Annotated in this window: 16 protein-coding genes and 1 riboswitch; of the genes, 6 read left to right on the top strand and 10 right to left on the bottom strand. The window is 57.7% G+C overall.

The genetic code is table 11. The features are described from left to right. Nucleotides 1-82 precede the first annotated feature (82 nt). From hydA to BM347_RS11935, 3 genes are all read right to left on the bottom strand, one after another. Nucleotides 83-1,543: a dihydropyrimidinase gene (hydA, locus tag BM347_RS11945; RefSeq protein WP_093916720.1), complete on the bottom strand. Its 1,461-nt coding sequence runs from the start codon at nucleotides 1,541-1,543 to the stop codon at nucleotides 83-85. 76 nt (nucleotides 1,544-1,619) lie between these two features. Next, on the bottom strand, nucleotides 1,620-1,943 hold the full coding sequence (locus tag BM347_RS11940; protein WP_093916719.1) for a hypothetical protein: 324 nt from the start codon (nucleotides 1,941-1,943) through the stop codon (nucleotides 1,620-1,622). A gap of 64 nt (nucleotides 1,944-2,007) precedes the next feature. Next, a complete protein-coding gene (locus BM347_RS11935) occupies nucleotides 2,008-3,258 on the bottom strand; it encodes a Zn-dependent hydrolase (protein WP_093916718.1) in 1,251 nt (416 codons plus the stop codon). 205 nt (nucleotides 3,259-3,463) lie between these two features. On the opposite strand from BM347_RS11935, the gene BM347_RS11930 reads away from it, so the two are divergent. Next, nucleotides 3,464-4,048: a TetR family transcriptional regulator C-terminal domain-containing protein gene (locus BM347_RS11930; RefSeq protein WP_425442466.1), complete on the top strand. Its 585-nt coding sequence runs from the start codon at nucleotides 3,464-3,466 to the stop codon at nucleotides 4,046-4,048. A gap of 112 nt (nucleotides 4,049-4,160) precedes the next feature. Continuing rightward, on the top strand, nucleotides 4,161-4,631 hold the full coding sequence (locus BM347_RS11925) for a hypothetical protein (protein WP_093916716.1): 471 nt from the start codon (nucleotides 4,161-4,163) through the stop codon (nucleotides 4,629-4,631). 6 nt (nucleotides 4,632-4,637) lie between these two features. Here BM347_RS11925 and preA read toward each other — a convergent pair whose 3' ends face one another. Together preA and BM347_RS11915 are read right to left on the bottom strand one after the other, a co-directional pair. Further along, on the bottom strand, nucleotides 4,638-5,939 hold the full coding sequence (gene preA / locus BM347_RS11920; protein WP_093916715.1) for an NAD-dependent dihydropyrimidine dehydrogenase subunit PreA: 1,302 nt from the start codon (nucleotides 5,937-5,939) through the stop codon (nucleotides 4,638-4,640). A 22-nt stretch (nucleotides 5,940-5,961) separates the two neighbouring features. Beyond that, nucleotides 5,962-7,284 carry an NAD(P)-dependent oxidoreductase gene (locus tag BM347_RS11915; protein ID WP_093916714.1) on the bottom strand — a complete coding sequence of 441 codons (1,323 nt, stop codon included), beginning with the start codon at nucleotides 7,282-7,284 and terminating at the stop codon, nucleotides 5,962-5,964. Nucleotides 7,285-7,566: 282 nt separating this feature from the next. Between BM347_RS11915 and BM347_RS11910 the strand changes: the two genes are divergently transcribed. After that, complete coding sequence (locus tag BM347_RS11910) at nucleotides 7,567-7,773, top strand: cold-shock protein (RefSeq protein WP_093917047.1); 207 nt, start codon at nucleotides 7,567-7,569, stop codon at nucleotides 7,771-7,773. Nucleotides 7,774-7,821: 48 nt separating this feature from the next. On the opposite strand, the gene BM347_RS11905 is transcribed toward BM347_RS11910, so the two are convergent. Then, nucleotides 7,822-8,469 (bottom strand): arylesterase, encoded by a 648-nt coding sequence (locus tag BM347_RS11905; protein ID WP_093916713.1) that lies wholly within the window; start codon nucleotides 8,467-8,469, stop codon nucleotides 7,822-7,824. A 48-nt stretch (nucleotides 8,470-8,517) separates the two neighbouring features. Here BM347_RS11905 and BM347_RS11900 point away from each other — a divergent pair, with 48 nt between their 5' ends. Both BM347_RS11900 and BM347_RS11895 read left to right on the top strand, forming a co-directional pair. Then, a complete protein-coding gene (locus BM347_RS11900; RefSeq protein WP_093916712.1) occupies nucleotides 8,518-9,186 on the top strand; it encodes an ABC transporter ATP-binding protein in 669 nt (222 codons plus the stop codon). Beyond that, nucleotides 9,183-11,711, top strand: coding sequence for an ABC transporter permease (locus tag BM347_RS11895; protein WP_093916711.1), 2,529 nt, complete (start codon nucleotides 9,183-9,185; stop codon nucleotides 11,709-11,711). Before BM347_RS11900 ends, BM347_RS11895 begins: the two co-directional genes overlap by 4 nt. A 61-nt stretch (nucleotides 11,712-11,772) precedes the next feature. Here BM347_RS11895 and gcvP read toward each other — a convergent pair whose 3' ends face one another. The 3 genes from gcvP to gcvT form a co-directional block, all read right to left on the bottom strand. Next, nucleotides 11,773-14,616, bottom strand: coding sequence for an aminomethyl-transferring glycine dehydrogenase (gene gcvP / locus BM347_RS11890; protein WP_093916710.1), 2,844 nt, complete (start codon nucleotides 14,614-14,616; stop codon nucleotides 11,773-11,775). Between the two features lie 67 nt (nucleotides 14,617-14,683). Further along, complete coding sequence (gcvH, locus tag BM347_RS11885) at nucleotides 14,684-15,043, bottom strand: glycine cleavage system protein GcvH (RefSeq protein ID WP_093916709.1); 360 nt, start codon at nucleotides 15,041-15,043, stop codon at nucleotides 14,684-14,686. Between the two features lie 18 nt (nucleotides 15,044-15,061). Continuing rightward, the gene (gene gcvT, locus BM347_RS11880) at nucleotides 15,062-16,186 is read right to left on the bottom strand and encodes a glycine cleavage system aminomethyltransferase GcvT (protein ID WP_093916708.1); all 1,125 of its coding nucleotides are present in this window, start codon (nucleotides 16,184-16,186) and stop codon (nucleotides 15,062-15,064) included. A 158-nt stretch (nucleotides 16,187-16,344) separates the two neighbouring features. Next, nucleotides 16,345-16,431, bottom strand: a riboswitch (glycine riboswitch). Between the two features lie 84 nt (nucleotides 16,432-16,515). Between gcvT and BM347_RS11875 the strand changes: the two genes are divergently transcribed. Continuing rightward, nucleotides 16,516-17,121 carry a gamma-glutamylcyclotransferase family protein gene (locus tag BM347_RS11875; RefSeq protein WP_245764258.1) on the top strand — a complete coding sequence of 202 codons (606 nt, stop codon included), beginning with the start codon at nucleotides 16,516-16,518 and terminating at the stop codon, nucleotides 17,119-17,121. On the opposite strand, the gene BM347_RS11870 is transcribed toward BM347_RS11875, so the two are convergent. Next, entirely contained in the window at nucleotides 17,101-18,498 is a 1,398-nt protein-coding gene (locus tag BM347_RS11870) for an MATE family efflux transporter (protein WP_093916707.1), read from the bottom strand. The two genes, BM347_RS11875 and BM347_RS11870, sit on opposite strands and share 21 nt — an antisense overlap. Between the last annotated feature and the right edge of the window lie 59 nt (nucleotides 18,499-18,557).

The raw sequence follows: 18,557 nt of genomic DNA, 5'->3' as shown, positions 1-18,557 counted from the left end.
TGTGCTCGCATTGCGGCTGGCTTCTTTCTTCTTTTTGTAGACACGGCAATATAACCGCCGCGCCGCGTGGGGCAATTTAGCGTTAGATGCCCGCAGGAATATTCAACGGATCGCGCTGGATCATCTTGGGGGCCGTCAGCTCTTTCCATTTACTAAGAGCAACATTGCCCGAAGGGAACGCTGGACGCGGCACAAACCGGCCCCGGCCCGGGTTTGGCTGCGAATTTTGCCCCCAAGCCCAAATCACCTCACCCCGGCTCAAGGTATAACGGCTCTGCGCCGTGACATTGAAACCCTCGAACACATTGTAATCCAGCACCGAGTGATGGTTCGTCGGTGAAATTGTTTTGCTGATCTTCGGATCCCACACCACAATATCCGCATCAGCGCCCTCAACGATTGCACCTTTACGCGGATAAATGTTCAGGATTTTGGCAACATTGGTCGATGTCGCCGCAACAAATTCATTCGGCGTCAACCGGCCCGTTTCAACGCCCTCGGTCCACAACACAGCAAGACGTTCTTCAAGGCCGTTCGACCCGTTTGGAATAATCCGGAAATCATCCTTGCCCGCGCGCTTTTGCGTTGTGGAAAATGCCGCGTGATCTGTTGCCACGACCTGCAAAGAGCCCGCTTGCAAACCAGCCCACAGGCTGTCCTGATGATCCTTTGACCGGAACGGCGGCGACATCACCCGCCGTGCCGCATGATCCCAATCTTTGTTGAAATACTCTGACTCGTCCAACGTCAAAAACTGGATCAACGGTTCGCCATAAACCCGCATCCCTTTTTGCCGCGCGCGCCGGATCGCCTCGTGGGTCTGTTCGCAAGACACATGCACGATGTACAGCGGCACTCCGGCTGTATCAGCGATGGTAATTGCCCGGTTCGCCGCCTCACCCTCCAGCTCCGGCGGGCGGGAATAGGCATGGCCCTCAGGCCCGGTAATCCCTTGGTCGAAGTACTTTTGCTGCAGCTCAGCGACCAAGTCACCGTTTTCAGCATGCACCATGGGAAGCGCACCTAACTCCGCACAGCGCTTGAAGGACGCGAACATCTCGTCATCCTCAATCATCAATGCACCCTTATACGCCATGAAATGCTTGAAGGAGTTGACGCCCATATCCACGGCATCTTTCATCTCGTTGAAAACACTCTCGTTCCAACCCGTGATCGCCATATGATATCCGACATCCGAACAAATCTGCGGAGCAGATTTACGGTGCCACTCGTTAATCGCGTTCTTGATCGACCCGTCCTCGCCCGGAAGACAGAAATCAACGATCATGGTTGTCCCCCCGACGGCAGCAGCCCATGTGCCGCTCTCGAAAGTCTCAGCTGCGGTCGTGCCCATAAAGGGCATTTCAAGATGGGTATGCGGGTCAATACCACCCGGAATGACATAGGCCCCCTCGGCGTCGATATACTCATCGCCCACAAGGTTCTCGCCAATCCGCGCGATCGTCTCGCCTTCAATCAGAACGTCCGCTTTCCACGTCCGGTCCGCCGTACACACCAATCCGCCTTTGATTACCTTGCTCATTTCAACTCTCCCATCTCATCTCTCATTCCAAATGGATCAAAATCCCGGGGGCGTGGGGCTGGCCCCCACACACCACTCAAACCGATCCGAAACACCCCAATGCTGGTCCATGAACGCCGATATCCAGCGGGCCAAAGTCGCTCTCAACACATAGCGAAAAATACCCCGCCCGCGGCATATAAACGACGCGGTAGGTCCCATCGCCCTTTGACACTGACCAACAGCGTTGCGTGATCCCACCGCTAAAATTCACCTTGATCTGCCTCGGCGGCCGCAGGGTCTGTCGAAACGCTTCGGCCGTGCGCCGAAGAACCATGTCCTCGCTTACCATGGCTTCCACAAGCTCCACTTCAATCAGCGCAGAAATCCGCTCTGCAATGGAAAGATCCTGCTCAAGCATTACGCGCCGCCACGGAATTTTTGAAAATTCCGGCCCGTTTTCTTTGAAAGAAAACGATCCCGCATCACCCGATGATCTCCGCCGTCTCCAGCACCGCGTGCAGCAACACGTCCGCCCCCGCCTTTGCCCAGTCTTTTGTAATCTCTTCCGCCTCGTTATGGCTTAGACCATCCACACAGGGGCACATCACCATCGCTGTGGGGGCAACGCGATTGATCCAACAGGCGTCATGACCTGCACCCGAGATCAGATCCATGTGGCTATATCCCAAACGCTCCGCAGCAGACCTCACAGCCGTCACGCAGCCTTCGTCAAAAGCGACGGGGTCAAACCCACCAACCTTTTCAAATTCAACCTCCAGCCCCATGTCATCGGCGATTTTCTGGCCCTTGACCCGCAACTGCGATTCCATATCCTCAATCACCGACAAGTCTGGGGATCTGAAATCAACGGTGAACACGACTTTGCCGGGGATCACATTGCGGGAATTCGGATACACATCGATATGCCCTGCGGCACCTACAGCGTGGGGTGCATGCGCGCATGCTATCTCGTCCACAGCCTCCAAAATTCGCGCCATCCCCAGCCCTGCATTTTTGCGCAAAGGCATCGGAGTCGATCCGGTATGCGCGTCTTTGCCAGTCACCGTCACCTGCGTCCAGGACAGGCCCTGCCCATGGGTCACGACGCCAATGTCTTTTCCCTCGGCCTCCAGAATAGGGCCCTGTTCAATATGCAGCTCGAAAAAGGCGTGCATCTTGCGTGCGCCGACTTCTTCATCACCCCGCCATCCGATCCGGTTCAATTCGTCCCCAAAGGCCAGCCCTTTTGCGTCGGTTCTGTCATAGGCCCAATCTTGGGTGTGAATGCCGGCAAAAACCCCCGACGACAACATCGCGGGCGCATAGCGCGTACCTTCTTCGTTGGTCCAGTTGGTGACGACGACGGGGTGCTTTGTCTTGATTCCCAAATCATTCATAGTGCGCAGTATTTCCAACCCGCCAAGCACGCCAAGAACGCCATCGTATTTGCCCCCGGTCGGCTGCGTATCCAGATGTGACCCGACATAAACCGGCAAGGCATCAGGATCTGTGCCATCGCGCTGCGCAAACATGTTGCCCATCTGGTCAAGACCCATAGTACAGCCCGCAGCCTCGCACCATTTCTGGAACAGGGCGCGGCCCTCGGCGTCTTCGTCGGTCAGGGTTTGGCGGTTATTCCCGCCCGCCACACCGGGGCCAATCTGGGCCATCTCCATCAGGCTGTCCCACAAACGATCAGGATTGATCTTCAGGTTTTCACCAGGTGCGGCCATAGCGGGCTCCTCATTCAGACTAGCTTGCGCATCACAAAATTTTTACCATTTGGTAAATCCACGATTGCGGTTAGGCTTGTAACTGTCAAGAAATGCTTTCAAGAGAATCCATGTATGCCAGTGCGCATGCTGATTTTTCAGGCACAGATGCAGAAAGAGATCCGCCTTGCCCGACGGTGCCCCCAAAAAACCAAGCCGCATTCAAATGCGCAACCGCCGTGTCATCCTGGACGCCGCACTGAACGTATTTTCACAGTATGGGTATCGAGGGGCCACCCTTGATCAGATCGCCGCCGAAGCCGGTCTGAGCAAGCCGAATATCCTCTATTACTTTCAAGGCAAGGAGCAGATCCACCTGACGCTTCTAAGCCAGTTGATGGAAACATGGCTGGATCCTCTGGTTGAACTGGATGCGGATGGCGATCCAAAGACCGAGATTTTGGATTACGTGCAGCGCAAACTGGATATGGCCCGCGACTTACCACGCGAGAGCCGTTTGTTTGCCGGTGAAATCTTACAAGGTGCCCCCCGCATCGGCCCGAATTTGCATAGTGAGTTAAAACCGTTGTTTGACCAAAAATGTGCGGTGATCGCAGGTTGGGCAAAAGCCGGTAAAATTGCTGATATTAGCCCACAACATCTGATCTTTTCGATCTGGGCAACGACACAACATTATGCGGACTTCGAAGCTCAGGTAAATGTGCTTCTGGGCGACGGGCTTGGCTCTCACGACACAGCATCACAGCATTTGCGCGAGATGTTCGGCAGGATGCTTTGTATCAATACTTGATTAACCGACTTCTCAAATAACAGGTGATTTTGATGTCTGATTAAGACAGGCTGATAATTAGTTACTGCGTGGTGGCGGGCAACTTTAACCTTGTTATATAGGAGTACGGAAAATGGCATCTATCTCAACTGTCAGCACTTTGCTACCGCCTCAACATCATTCGGCCCCGGCTCAAACGTCGATCAGCGCGGCAAATCCGCCGCCAGATATTGCACCGGTGTCGTCATCGTCTTCAAGCGGGGATAGCGTCGCATCCGAAGACAACGGTGCCAACACGGGCCGGAAGTCTCAAGATGATACCCGTGCATGGATAAAAATCATCGACACGGCACCGTCCAATGCCTCTGCCAAATCTGTGGTTGATGCAAAGGCCGAAGCCGCCAGCCAAAAACAGGCCGACGAAAACGTGCGTGAAGCAACCAAAGAGACAGGCAATGTCGTTTTGTCAGATTTCAAATACAATGCGTCCGAGCCGGATAGAGGATCTGAATCATTGCAGACGACTCTGCCCAAAGCCGAGGGCCCGCTGCCTATCCCGACTGCAGACATTCTGCTGAAGTTCAAGAACAGCCGGCCAACCTAAGATCTGCTACTCAGCCGCAGTTGCGGCCGGGTTGTTGGGATGCGTTGTCCAATTGGCATAGTGAGGTTCAACAGTTTTTCCAGTACGTGGATCGGTAACTCCGGGGGTCATGGCCTCCATTGTGATACATTCTTCGACCGGACAAACATTGACGCATAGATTGCAGGCGACACATTCATCATCAATGACGGAGAAAACGCGATCGTCGTCCATTGCGATCGCCTGATGCGATGTATCTTCGCACGCAGCAAAGCATCGACCACAAGAAATGCACAGGTCCTGATTGATCTTGGCCTTGGCGATATAGTTCAGGTTTAACTGATTCCAGTCGGTCACATTTGGCACCGCTTTGCGGACCAATTGGTCGATCGAAGTCATGTCTTTTTCATCCATATACTCAGACAGACCGCTGATCATCTCTTGGACGATCTTGAACCCGTATGTCATGGCCGCAGTACACACCTGCACATTGCCAGCGCCAAGGGCGATGAATTCCGCCGCATCGCGCCATGTGGTGACACCACCAATCCCGCTGATCGGCATCTTGGCCAGACCCGGATCGCGGGCGATTTCAGCAACCATATTCAACGCAATTGGTTTGACCGCCGGACCGCAATAGCCGCCATGCGCGCCCTTGCCGTCAATTGTGGGTTCTGGCGCGAACAAATCCAAATCCACCGAGGTGATCGAATTGATGGTGTTGATCAGACTGACCGCATCAGCCCCGCCACGCTGCGCCGCCTCGGCGGGTTTGCGAATATCGGCGATGTTTGGCGTCAGCTTGACGATGACCGGCATGCGCGTACTGGCCTTGACCCAACGGGTGACCATTTCAATATATTCCGGCACCTGCCCCACCGCCGCGCCCATGCCGCGTTCGGACATCCCATGCGGGCAGCCAAAGTTCAGCTCGACCCCGTCAGCGCCGGTTTCTTCAACCAAGGGCAGAATGTATTTCCACGGTTCCTCTTCACAAGGGACCATCAGCGACACCACCATGGCGCGATCCGGATAGTCACGTTTGACAGTTTTGATTTCCTGTAGGTTCAGCTCCAAGGGACGGTCGGTGATCAGTTCGATGTTGTTTAACCCCAACAACCGACGGTCAGCGCCATAAATTGCGCCGTATCGTGGCCCATTGACGTTCACCACCGCCGGATCAATGCCCAGCGTTTTCCAGACCACACCGCCCCAGCCGGCCTCAAAGGCGCGGCGCACGTTGTATTCTTTGTCGGTTGGCGGCGCTGACGCCAGCCAGAATGGGTTTGGGCTTTTGATCCCTACGAATTCGCTTCTTAGATCCGCCATTTGCGTTCTCCCCTCGGGTGGCTCAACCCACCAATGTCTTGTGAATGTCCATCGCAGCGTCGCGCCCTTCGGCAACGGCGGTCACGGTCAGATCGTCGCCGCCGCTGGCGCAATCTCCGCCCGCCCAGACCCCTGCAACACTGGTGCGTCCCTCGGCATCGACCTTGATCTTGCGCCCCTCAAGGGCTGGCAATGCATCGCCTTGCAACGTTTGACCAATAGCCTTGAACACCTGATCGGCGGCCAGCCGCAGCATCTGCCCCGTGCCTTGCATATCGGCGTCGACATATTCGAACTCGATCTCGCGCACGGCACCGTTCCCATGCACCGCGACCGGCACCGCATTGGTCACAATCCGTACCCCCTTTGACGCGGCGAGGTCCTGTTCAAACACGCTTGCGTTCATCCGGTCACGACCGCGGCGATACACCAGCGTCACGTTCAACGCGCCCAACAGCTTGGCCTGAACTGCGGCATCAATCGCGGTCATACCACCGCCGATCACCACCACATCGCGACCGATAGGTACCTGAGCCATATCGCTGGCCTGACGCAGATCCGCAATGAAATCGACGGCGTCTAGGACCCCGGCCTTATCCTCGCCGACAGCGCCGAGGGCATTTACACCGCCCAAACCCATACCAAGAAACACAGCGTCATAGTCAGCCCTAAGACCCTCTAGGGTAATCTCTGCCCCCAAGGTGGATCCGGTCTGCATCGTGATCCCACCAATCTGCATCAGCCAGTCCACTTCGGCCTGCGCGAAACCGTTTGGCGTCTTATAGCTGGCAATTCCGTATTCGTTCAGCCCGCCGGGCTTGGGCCGCGCATCATGTACAGCGACGTCATGCCCCATCATCGCCAGACGGTGCGCGCATGACAGGCCTGCGGGCCCCGCGCCCACAACCGCGACACGTTTGCCCGTGGGGGCCGCGCGTTCAAACGGGTGTTTGCCTTGCTGTTGTAAGTGATCCGTTGCAAAGCGTTGCAGTTCGCCGATTTTCACAGGCTTACCTTCGGCAATTTCGCGCACGCAGGCTTCTTCGCACAGCTGCTCGGTCGGGCATACGCGGGCGCACATGCCGCCCATGATGTTCTGGCTTAGGATCGTCTTGGCGGCTGCATCGGGTGTGCCCGTTGCAATCTGCCGGATGAATAGCGGGATATCGATATCCGTCGGACATGCGGTGATGCAGGGCGCATCATGACAGAAATAACAGCGATCTGCCGCAACCAATGCCTCGTGCAGGTCAAGAGGGGGGTGAAGGTCAGAAAACTGATCTGCATAGGCAGAAGCCTCTAACCGTCCGGCCGTAATGCCCGGTTCAAACATCTTTTCCGACATTGATACACCTCTGCTGTCACTTTTGGGTATCAGAACGCTCACACGGAATGATTTTTTTATCAACTGGTAAAATTATTTCAAAGTTGTGAAATTTCATGCGCAACTGCCCGCTGATAGGGCGTTATGCGACAAAAACTCTTGATTTTAGAAAGGCTACCGGCATTATTCTCGTGCGACGCGAAAAACTTTCGACCTCTTCGGCTTTGGCCACGGTTCGATCAAGTTATGACCGAGCCACGCTGCCGCATAATGCGGGCAGCCCAAAGACAGGAGAAACGGGTCATGGCAACTGGCACCGTAAAATGGTTTAACACAACCAAAGGTTATGGATTTATCGCACCGGATGGCGGCGGCAAGGACATCTTTGTTCACATCTCAGCGGTAGAACGCGCAGGCCTGACGGGTCTGGCGGACAACCAAAAGGTGACATTCGACATCGAAGATGGCCGTGATGGTCGCGAAAGCGCAGGCAACATCGCCCTCGCCTAAATCTGGCGGGTTTATATCAAGACAATTGCGGGCACTTCGGTGCCCGTTCTAGTTTGCTTTGATATCTTCGATCAGCGCCAGAACCTTTGGCCCCATTGCGGTTACGATTTTCGCCACGCCTTGCTTGTTGGGGTGCACCCCGTCGGGCTGAAAGAACGCTTGCGCCTGTGACAACTCTGGCATTTCTCCGTCGACGGCCAAACCTGCGAAAAAGCTGTTCAGGAATTCTGCGTCATATTGGGCCGCCAGCTCGGGGTAAAATGCATCAAACGCTGACTTATAATCGGGCCCATAGTTCCCCGGTGCGGTCATTCCGACCAGTAAAACTTCGACATCGGCCCCTTTGGCGGCTTCCAAAATACCGTCGATATTGGCCCGGCTTACCGCAGGATCCAGCCCGCGCAGCACATCATTGCCGCCAAGCGCCACGATCATTCCGTCCACATCAGGCGTCAGGGTCCAACCAACACGGCTTAGCCCGCCTGCCGTCGTATCACCCGACACGCCCGCATTCACCAGCGTTACATCTGCGCCATTCTGGTCCAGCCAGGTTTGCAATTGTGGCACCAACCCATCCTCGATGGGCAGGCCATATCCCTGCGTCAGACTGTCACCCAATGCCGCTATTACAATATGCTCCGCGACCGCAGGGCCTGCAAAAACCATAACAATGCCAGCCATAACCTTGTGCATCATTGCGAAAACTCCATATCCAACAGGGACGACCCAAAAAAAGGCAGCCCAATGACCGACCCCGTGTTCCAACTACAAGATGCGTCTTTACAATTGAATGGCAACGCCGGAGAGGTCGATATCTTACATGGGATCACTTTGGATGTTGCACAAGGTCAAACGGTTGCGCTGACTGGCCCCTCCGGGTCTGGCAAATCATCGCTGCTGATGGTCATGGGCGGGCTTGAAAAGGCAACCGGCGGCACCGTACGCTCCTTGGGCCAGAACCTGACGGCGATGAGCGAAGACGGTCTGGCCAAGTTCCGGCGCGGACGTATGGGCATCGTATTTCAGTCCTTCCACCTGATCCCCACCATGACCGCGCTGGAAAATGTCGCAACCCCTCTCGAGTTGAACGGCGTTGCCGATGCATTCGAGCGGGCAGAAGCAGAATTGATCGCGGTGGGCCTTGGGCATCGGTTGAACCATTACCCCGCACAGATGTCTGGCGGCGAACAACAACGGGTCGCCCTTGCCCGCGCCTCGGCCCCCCGTCCTGCGATTTTGCTGGCCGATGAACCCACCGGCAATCTGGACAGCACAAACGGGGCCGCAATCATGGACCTGTTGTTTGATCTGCGCGAAAAGCACGGTGCGACGCTGGTGCTGGTTACCCATTCCGACGATCTGGCCGCGCGCTGTGACCGGATCGTAACCCTGACCGACGGGCGCATCGTATGAGCCTTTCGCTTGCGACCCGCTTTGCCCGCCGTGAAATGCGTGGGGGGCTGCGGGGGTTTCGCCTGTTTCTGGCCTGTCTTGCATTAGGTGTCGCCGCAATCGCCGCTGTGGGATCGGTACGATCCGCGATCGAGGGCGGATTGCAGCGTGAGGGCGCAGCGTTACTTGGTGGCACAGCCGAGCTTGATTTCACCTATCGTTTCGCCACCGACGACGAACGCGCTTGGATCAACGCGCAGGCCACGGATGTTTCAGAGATCGTTGAGTTTCGATCCATGGCTGTTGTCGGCGATGGCACCGCCGCTGATCGCGCGCTGACCCAGATCAAAGGCGTGGATGACCTTTACCCCCTTGTTGGCGCAATGGTGCTGGACCCTGAAATGCCGCTGGCTCAGGCGCTTGCCGACACGGATGGCCTGCCCGGTGCGGTGATGGAACGCGCGCTATCCGACCGGTTGGGCCTGTCTCCCGGTGATGTGTTCAAACTTGGCACCAAGGAATTCCGGCTGAATGCGCTAATCCTGCGAGAACCGGACAGTGCCGCCAGCGGCTTTGCCCTTGGGCCGCGTACGTTGCTGCGCACGAACAGCCTGGATGGCGCGGGGTTGCTGTCGGCTGGCACGTTGTTCAATTCAAAATACCGGATGCTCTTGCCGCCTGAAACCAATCTCGATCAGTTAAAAACCGCCGCGCAATTGCGGTTCGAAAACAGCGGCATGCGCTGGACTGACGCCCGCAACGGTGCCCCCGGCGTGTCACGCTTTGTCGAACGTCTGACTGCGTTCCTCGTGCTGGTCGGCTTGTCCGGCCTTGCCGTCGGCGGCGTGGGTGTATCAGCCGCCGTGCGGTCCTATCTCAATGGCAAGACCGAAGTCATCGCGACCCTGCGCGCCCTTGGTGCGGACCGCGCTACGATTTTCCAGACCTACTTTATTCAAATTGGGTTGCTGTCCTTGCTGGGCGTCGCCATTGGCGTAATTCTGGGGGCCGTCGCCCCGCTGGTTTTCGCGCCGTTGATTTCGGCCCGACTTCCGATTCCTGCAGCCTTTTCCATCTACCCAACACCACTGATTGAGGCAGGCATTTACGGTCTGCTCACAGCCTTTACCTTTACACTCTGGCCGCTTGCCCGCAGCGAAAACATCCGCGCGGCCACCCTGTTTCGCGATGCGTGGGACGGGGCCGCGCGCTTCCCTGCTCCGCGCTATATCATCGTTATCGCCTTGACCGTCGCGCTTTTGGTCACGCTGGCTGGCTGGTTCAACGGCAGCTGGATGCTGACCCTTTGGACGCTTGGCGGGATTGCCGGTGCCCTGCTCATCCTGACCTTAGCCGCCGTTATTGTGCGTTTTCTTGCGCAGCGGGCGGCCCAATTCGCGCGTGGTTATCCAAAAATACGCTGGGCGCTGACCGCCATTGGCGGTAATGGCGAAGGGGCCAGCACCGTGGTACTGTCACTTGGACTTGGGTTATCGGTTCTGGCAGCGGTCGGGCAGATTGATGGCAATTTGCGGCAGGCCATTTCGGGCAACCTGCCAGACATCGCGCCATCCTATTTCTTTGTCGACATCCAGAAAGACCAGATTGACGGCTACACCAAACGCCTGACCGATGACCCGGCTGTCACCCGCATCGACAGCGCGCCAATGCTGCGCGGCGTGGTGACACAGATCAATGGCCGCCCCGCCAAAGAGGTGGCAGGCGACCACTGGGTGGTGCGCGGTGATCGCGGCGTGACCTATGCCGCAGCACCCGGCGACGACGCCATCATCACCGCCGGTGAATGGTGGGCACCCGACTACACTGGCCCGCCCCTGATCAGCTTTGCCGCCGAAGAGGCCGAGGAAATCGGCCTGAACCTCGGCGACACCCTGACCATCAATGTATTAGGGCGTGACGTCACCGGCACGATTGCCAGCTTTCAAGAGGTTGATTTTTCCACCGCAGGCATCGGGTTTATCCTGACCATGAATCCCTCTGCGCTTGAGGGCGCACCGCATACATTCATCTCGACAGTCTATGCTAAGCCCGAGGCCGAAGCCGCGATCCTGCGCGATATCGCCACGGCCTATCCCAACATCACCGCCATTCGCGTGCGCGATGCGATCGACCGTGTGGCCGCAGTGCTGGCGGGGCTGGCCGCCGCCACGTCCTATGGTGCCGCGGCGACCTTGCTGACCGGGTTTCTGGTATTGATCGGTGCGGCTGCGGCAGGCGCAGATGCACGGCGTTACGAGGCTGCATTGCTGAAAACGTTGGGCGCATCCCGCCGCGCCATCGCAATCAGCTTTTTGCTACGTGCCGCGCTATTGGGCCTGTTTGCCGGGGCCGTTGCGTTGCTTGCCGGTATCTTGGGCGGTTGGGCTATCAGCCGTTTCGTGATGGAAACACAGTTCAGCGTCGTCTGGCCCTCGGCCATATTGATTATTGTCGGTGGTGCCTTGGCATCCGTCTTCGCCTCGCTCGGCTTTGCCGTGAAAGCGTTGAATGCCCGCCCCGCACAGGTGCTACGCGCCCGAGAGTAATCCCTGTTTCGTTCAATAGAGGTGCCCTGCGCATGGGGTTTTGCCACGCGCAGGTGCGCATTTATTCAGCCGCTTCGGCGTAGTCTTCCATCGGCGGGCAGGTGCAGATCAGGTTGCGGTCGCCATGCACATTGTCCACGCGGTTGACCGGCGGCCAGTACTTATCGACGCGGAACGCACCGGGGGGGAAACATCCTTGCTCACGCGTGTAAGGCCGGTCCCAATTGCCCACCAAATCCTCGACCGTGTGCGGCGCGTTCTTCAGCGCGTTATTCTCGCGCGGCATATCGCCGTTTTCAATCGCTCGGATTTCGTCGCGGATCGCCAGCATCGCATCGCAGAAGCGGTCCAGCTCGGCTTTGGTTTCCGACTCTGTCGGTTCAACCATTAGCGTCCCCGCGACCGGAAAGCTCATCGTTGGGGCGTGGAATCCTGCATCGATCAGACGCTTGGCGACATCATCAACCGTCACGCCTGCGCTTTCTTCAAACGGGCGCACGTCAAAGATACATTCATGCGCAACCCGACCTGTCGGCCCTTTGTACAGCACGTCATAGGCCCCTTCGAGCCGTTTCGCGATGTAGTTGGCATTCAGGATCGCAACGCGTGTGGCTTGGGTCAGCCCGTCACCGCCCATCATCAGACAATAAGACCACGAGATCGGCAGCAAGGAGGGTGACCCGTAAGGGGCGGCAGAAACAGCGCCCTCGCCCCCGTTCGGATGGCCTGGCACATGCGGGATCAGGTGCGATTTAACCCCAATCGGTCCCATGCCGGGGCCACCGCCGCCATGCGGAATACAGAACGTCTTGTGCAGGTTGAGGTGGCTGACATCGCCGCCCACATCGCCGGGTCGGGCAAGCCCAACCATCGCGTTCATGTTCGCCCCGTCGATATAAACCTGACCGCCATGGTCATGGGTAATGCGGGTCACTTCGGTCACGGTTTCTTCGAACACGCCATGGGTCGAGGGATAGGTGATCATGCAGCCGGCCAGATTTTCGCTGTGCTTTTCGGCCTTTTCGCGGAAATCGTCCAAATCGATATCACCATTGGCGGCGGTTTTGATCACGACCACTTTCCAGCCCACCATATTGGCGCTGGCGGGGTTGGTGCCATGCGCCGACATAGGGATCAGACAGATATTGCGGTGCCCTTCACCATTCGCGCGGTGGTAGGACGCGATGGCCAGCAACCCCGCATATTCGCCTTGCGCGCCCGAGTTAGGCTGCATCGAAATCGCATCATAACCGGTGATATCACACAGTTTGGCCGACAGATCGTCGATCATATGTTTATACCCAAGCGCCTGATCCTGCGGCACAAACGGGTGGATCATCGAAAACTCGCGCCAGCTGACCGGCATCATTTCCGCGGCCGAGTTCAGCTTCATCGTGCAGGACCCCAGCGGGATCATCGCGCGATCCAATGCCAAATCACGGTCGGCCAGACGACGCATATAGCGCATCATCTCGGTCTCGGCGCGGTTCATGTGGAAAATCGGATGGGTCAGATATTGGCTCTCGCGGATCATCTGATCGGGAAACCGGTACTGCGCCTCGAACTTTTCGTCCGTGCGCAAGATGCCAAAGGCACGCCAAACTGCTTCGATCGTTGCCGACACGCTGCGCTCGTCCAAGGTGATGCCGACGCGGGCTTCGCCAACGCGGCGCAGGTTGATGCCTTCGTCCACCGCCGATTTCATCACCGCCGCTTGCAGCGGGCCGACATCCACCGTGATGGTGTCAAAAAACGCCTGCGGGTCGACCTTGAACCCGGCTTCTTCCAGCCCATTCGCCAACCGAACGGTTTTGCGATGGATACGCTGCGCGATGGCTTTCAACCCTTCGGGTCCGTGGAATACCGCATACATCGACGCCATAACGGCCAGCAACGCCTGCGCGGTACATACGTTCGATGTCGCCTTCTCGCGGCGGATATGTTGCTCGCGGGTTTGCAGCGACAGCCGGTAGGCGCGGTTACCATGGGCATCAATCGACACGCCCACAATACGCCCCGGCATCGCGCGCTTGTATGCGTCTTTGCACGCCATATAGGCGGCGTGCGGGCCGCCATATCCTTCGGGCACGCCAAACCGCTGGGTGGACCCCACAGCGATATCAGCTCCCATGGCACCCGGTTCTTTCAACAAGGTCAACGCCATTGGATCAGCCGTAACAACGCCCAACGCCCCCGCGTCATGCAACGCTGCGATATGCGACGTGAAATCGCGCACATGCCCATAGGTGCCGGGGTATTGGAAAAGCGCACCAAAGACGGCGCTCGCGTCCATCTTATCAGGGTCGCCAATGATCACCTCGATATCCAGTGGGGCCGCGCGGGTCTGGATGACGGCGATGTTCTGTGGATGGCAATCGCGGTCCACGAAAAACGCCTTTGCTTTGGATTTAGCGACCCGCAACGCCATGGTCATCGCCTCGGCACAGGCTGTCGCCTCGTCCAGCAGGGACGCATTAGCAACCTCTAGCCCGGTCAAATCACTGATCATGGTTTGAAAATTCAACAACGCCTCAAGCCGCCCTTGGCTGATCTCGGGCTGGTACGGCGTATAGGCGGTATACCAGGCGGGGTTCTCGAAAATATTGCGCTGGATCGCCGGCGGCGTGACCGTCCCGTGATAGCCTTGGCCGATCAAGGACGTCAGCACCTTGTTCTTACCCGCAACCACACGCATGTGCTCCAGCACCTCGCGCTCCGACATGGGCTTGCCGAAATCCAGCGGCTCTTTCTGCCGGATCTTCGCGGGCATCGTATCGTCGATCAGCGCGGCAAGGCTTTGCGCCCCCACGGTCTTGAGCATATCCGACATTTCCGCCGGAGACGGCCCGATGTGCCTGCGGTTGGCAAAATCATACGGCAAATATTCGGTTGGCTTGAAAACCATGGCGCGACGCCCCTCATTCCAAATGGTCTAAAATCCCCACCGGAGGCTCCGACGGGGGCAGATCGGTTTACCCGATGAATTTTTGATAGGCAGCTTCATCCATGAAATCGTCCATCTGGCTGGGGTCAGACGCTTTCATCTTGAAAAACCATGCATCGCCTTGCGGGTCATCATTAACCATGCCCGGATTATCTGTCAGCGCACCGTTCACCTCGATGATCTCGCCATCAATCGGGGCCAGAATATCGGATGCGGCTTTAACGGATTCGATCACAACGACCTCGTCATCCTTGCTGACGGTCACCCCGTCCGATGGCAGTTCCACAAAAACCACATCGCCCAGCTGTTCTGCTGCGTGAATGGTGATGCCCACGGTGATTTCGTCGCCTTCAACGCGCAGCCATTCGTGTTCTTCGGTAAATATCATCTGTTCGTCCCTTGTTGATTATCGCTTAAAATTCGCCGCCACAAAGGGCAGCTTGGCCACACGGACAGGCAAACGCTTGCCGCGCACCTCGCCCCACAGCGCGGTGTCCACGCTGGCATATTCACTACCGACATAGCCCATGGCAACAGGTCCACCCACCGTCGGTCCAAAACTGCCCGAGGTTACGCTGCCCACCAGACGTCCGCCTTCTTCTGCGTCATAAAGCTGTGTGCCTTCCCGCATTGGGGCGCGGGTTTCCGGTGCCAGTCCGACACGCTTGCGCATCACACCGCCCTCGAACGCCTTTTGCACGACCTCTGCCCCCGGATACCCGCCTTCGCGGTCGCCTCCGGGGCGGCGCACTTTCTGTATGGCCCAGTTCAGGCTTGCCTCAATCGGGTTCGTCTGGGCGTCAATGTCATTGCCATATAGACACAGCCCCGCCTCAAGCCGCAATGAATCCCGCGCGCCCAATCCGATGGCCTCGACCCCGTCTATCGCCAACAATCGACGCGCAAGCGCTTCGGCATCCGCATCTGACACAGAAATCTCGTATCCGTCCTCGCCGGTATACCCAGACCGCGAGGCCCAAACGGAAATGCCATCCAAGCCCAGCGTCCCGAAATCCATAAACCGCATCTCCGCCGCCGCCGGATCCAGTGTCGCCACCGCCGCCGCGGCCCCCGGCCCCTGCACGGCGATCAATGCGCGATCCATGATCGGCGTTACCGTCACCTCAGGCTCCAGCGCCGATTTCATCCGGGCGATATCTGCCGCTTTGCAGGCTGCGTTCACCACCACGAACAGGTCATCGCCGCGACGCGCGAACATCAAATCGTCCTCGATCCCGCCAGCGTCATTGGTAAACAACCCATAGCGCTGCCGCCCGTCAGCAAGCCCCAGCACATCCATCGGCACAAGCCGCTCGAATGCCGCAGCCACTGCTTCCCATGACGCGCCGGACAGCATGACCTGTCCCATATGACTGACGTCAAACAATCCGGCATGGCTGCGGGTGTGCAGGTGCTCTTTCATCACGCCCATGGGATACTGTACGGGCATCGAATACCCGGCAAAGGGCACCATCTTGCCGCCCAGTTCCAGATGCAAATCGTATAGTGGCGTTTGATGCAAATCGCTCATGGTCGCAGGCCTTTTCTTTTCAAATCCAGAAAGGCCTTTGACCAAACTGGCACTCAGCAGACCGCACGATGCGGCCCACAAAATGCCCCCTCTGTCCTTTCGCCTGAGATCGTTATCCCTTCGGCGGGTGCATGTGGCACCACTCTCCAGAGTGTTTCGGTCACGTAACGGTCCACTTGCCTGAGAGTTTCCGGGGCGGTTGCTCCTTCGGCACTGGGTTCTCCCAGTTCTCCCGTTACGATGGCTATTGCTATGCCGGATCACCGCGCAGCGTCAAGCAAAGTCGCGCCTTCAGATACAAATGTTTTTACATTGCCCGCAGTTTTGGCATGGCATGCGGGACAGTGGACATCTTTGCAATCATCGGCCAAAACACCGCCATGACACCATATTTCTTCGGCTATGGCAGCCTCGTAAACCGCAGCACTCACAGCTACCCCGACGGACGCCCTGCGCAATTGCAAGGCTGGAGGCGGGTCTGGGTGCGCACCGCCCTACGCGACATGGTTTTTCTAAGCGTCGAACCCGATCCCACAACCACCATCGACGGGCTGGTGGCTGCCGTACCCGGCGCGGATTGGGATGCGCTAGATATGCGCGAAACCGGCTATGATCGCATCAGCTCCGGCGGCGCGGTGCTGCATGACATTCTGCCATCCCCCGATATGGCGCATTATTCAATTGACGCGAAAAACCAGCGGCAAGGCGGCGATAACGCTATCCTGCTCAGCTATCTTGATGTGGTGGTCCAGGGCTTCCTGCGCGAATATGGTACCGATGGCGTGACGCGGTTTTTTGACACCACACGAGGCTGGGATGCCCCTGTGCTGAATGACCGTGCGGCACCGCGCTATCCAAGGCATCAAACCCTGACGCGGCAGGAAATCACGCTGGTTGACGACAATCTGGACCGGCTATCGGCGCAGGTGAAGTAGCGCCATCAAACGACCCTCGCGGCCAAAAACCTCGGTGCGTTGTTCTTTGGGTCGGCCACCGCTTGCAATCAACCGCAGCGCCAGCACCCAGGCCAGACTGCCGAACAACACGCCCGCCGCGGCCTGCCCAATCAGCACACCGGGCGCACCGAACAAGACACTGCCAAGCCAGACCAGCGGTACCATCCCCACCGTATTGCGCCCCCAATTCGTGACAGTCGAATAATATGGATGACCCATATTATTGAACGCCGCATTCGATACAAACAACACCCCGTTAAAGAAGAACGCCAGCGACAACGGGCCACAGAACAAAAATATCAACGTCATGGTGATACCATCCGCATCAAACAGCGCCGCCAACGGCCCGCGCGTCAAAAACAATCCCGCTGAAATCGTGACAATCACAATCCCCGCAAACAACACCCCGGCATTATATGTACGTTTGACCCGCCCCATGTCGCCCGCGCCAAAGTTCTGACCGATGATGGGCCCCACCGCCCCCGACAGCGCGAATATCACCGCAAAAGCCACCGGCATCATACGGCTGACAATCGCCATCCCGGCAACCGCATCTTCGCCATAGGCCGCCATGGCGCGCGTCACATAGGCTTGCCCCACTGGCGTCGCCACTTGCGTTAAAATCGCAGGCACCGCTATCGCCAGCACGGGAAATAAATCGCGCCACATGCCCGCCAATCTGGGCCGCGCGATCCCGCCATAGTGGCGTACAATCGGCATCAAGGCAGTATAGGCAATCACCACCCGCGCCGCAAAAGACGCCAAGGCCGCGCCGGTCAGATCAAGATCGAAACCGAAGATCAGGATCGGATCAAGGATCGCATTCACGACCCCGCCAGAAATCGTTGCCATCATGGCGCGGCGCGCATCCCCATGGGCACGCAGAATAGCGCTGCCCATCATACCCAACATCAAGAACGGCACCGATGGCACAACAATTTGCAAGAAATGTATCGCCAAATCCGCCGTCTCTCCCTGCGCACCAACCAGATGCACCAGCGGGTCCAGTGCCAGAAACACCAAGACCGCAAACACCACCCCGAAAATCGCCCCATAACACAGCGCATGGGTAGTGCGCTCGCGCGCCAGCTGCGTGTCGCCCTGCCCCAATGCCCGCGCAACCAAAGCCCCCGCAGCAATCCCCAAACCAATCCCGAACGATGTGGTGAAAAACAAGATCGCCCCGGCATAGCCAACCGCCGCCGCCAGTTCAGCCTTGCCCAGCATCGAGATAAAAATCATGTCGACAAAATCGACCAGAAACACCGCGACCAAACCGACAGACGCCAACAGCGACATCGACGCGACATGGCCGAACAGGTTACCCGACAAAAATTTGGCGCGCCCGTCAGCCATGACAGGCGCGCCCTATATTCATTTTGCCAAATAAACTCTCGCCGAAGGCTCCCGAACTT

This window comes from Sulfitobacter marinus (assembly GCF_900116285.1).
Taxonomy (GTDB): domain Bacteria; phylum Pseudomonadota; class Alphaproteobacteria; order Rhodobacterales; family Rhodobacteraceae; genus Sulfitobacter; species Sulfitobacter marinus.
The sequence above is the reverse complement of the archived record's forward strand: the minus strand, read 5'-3'. Positions and strand labels throughout refer to the sequence as shown.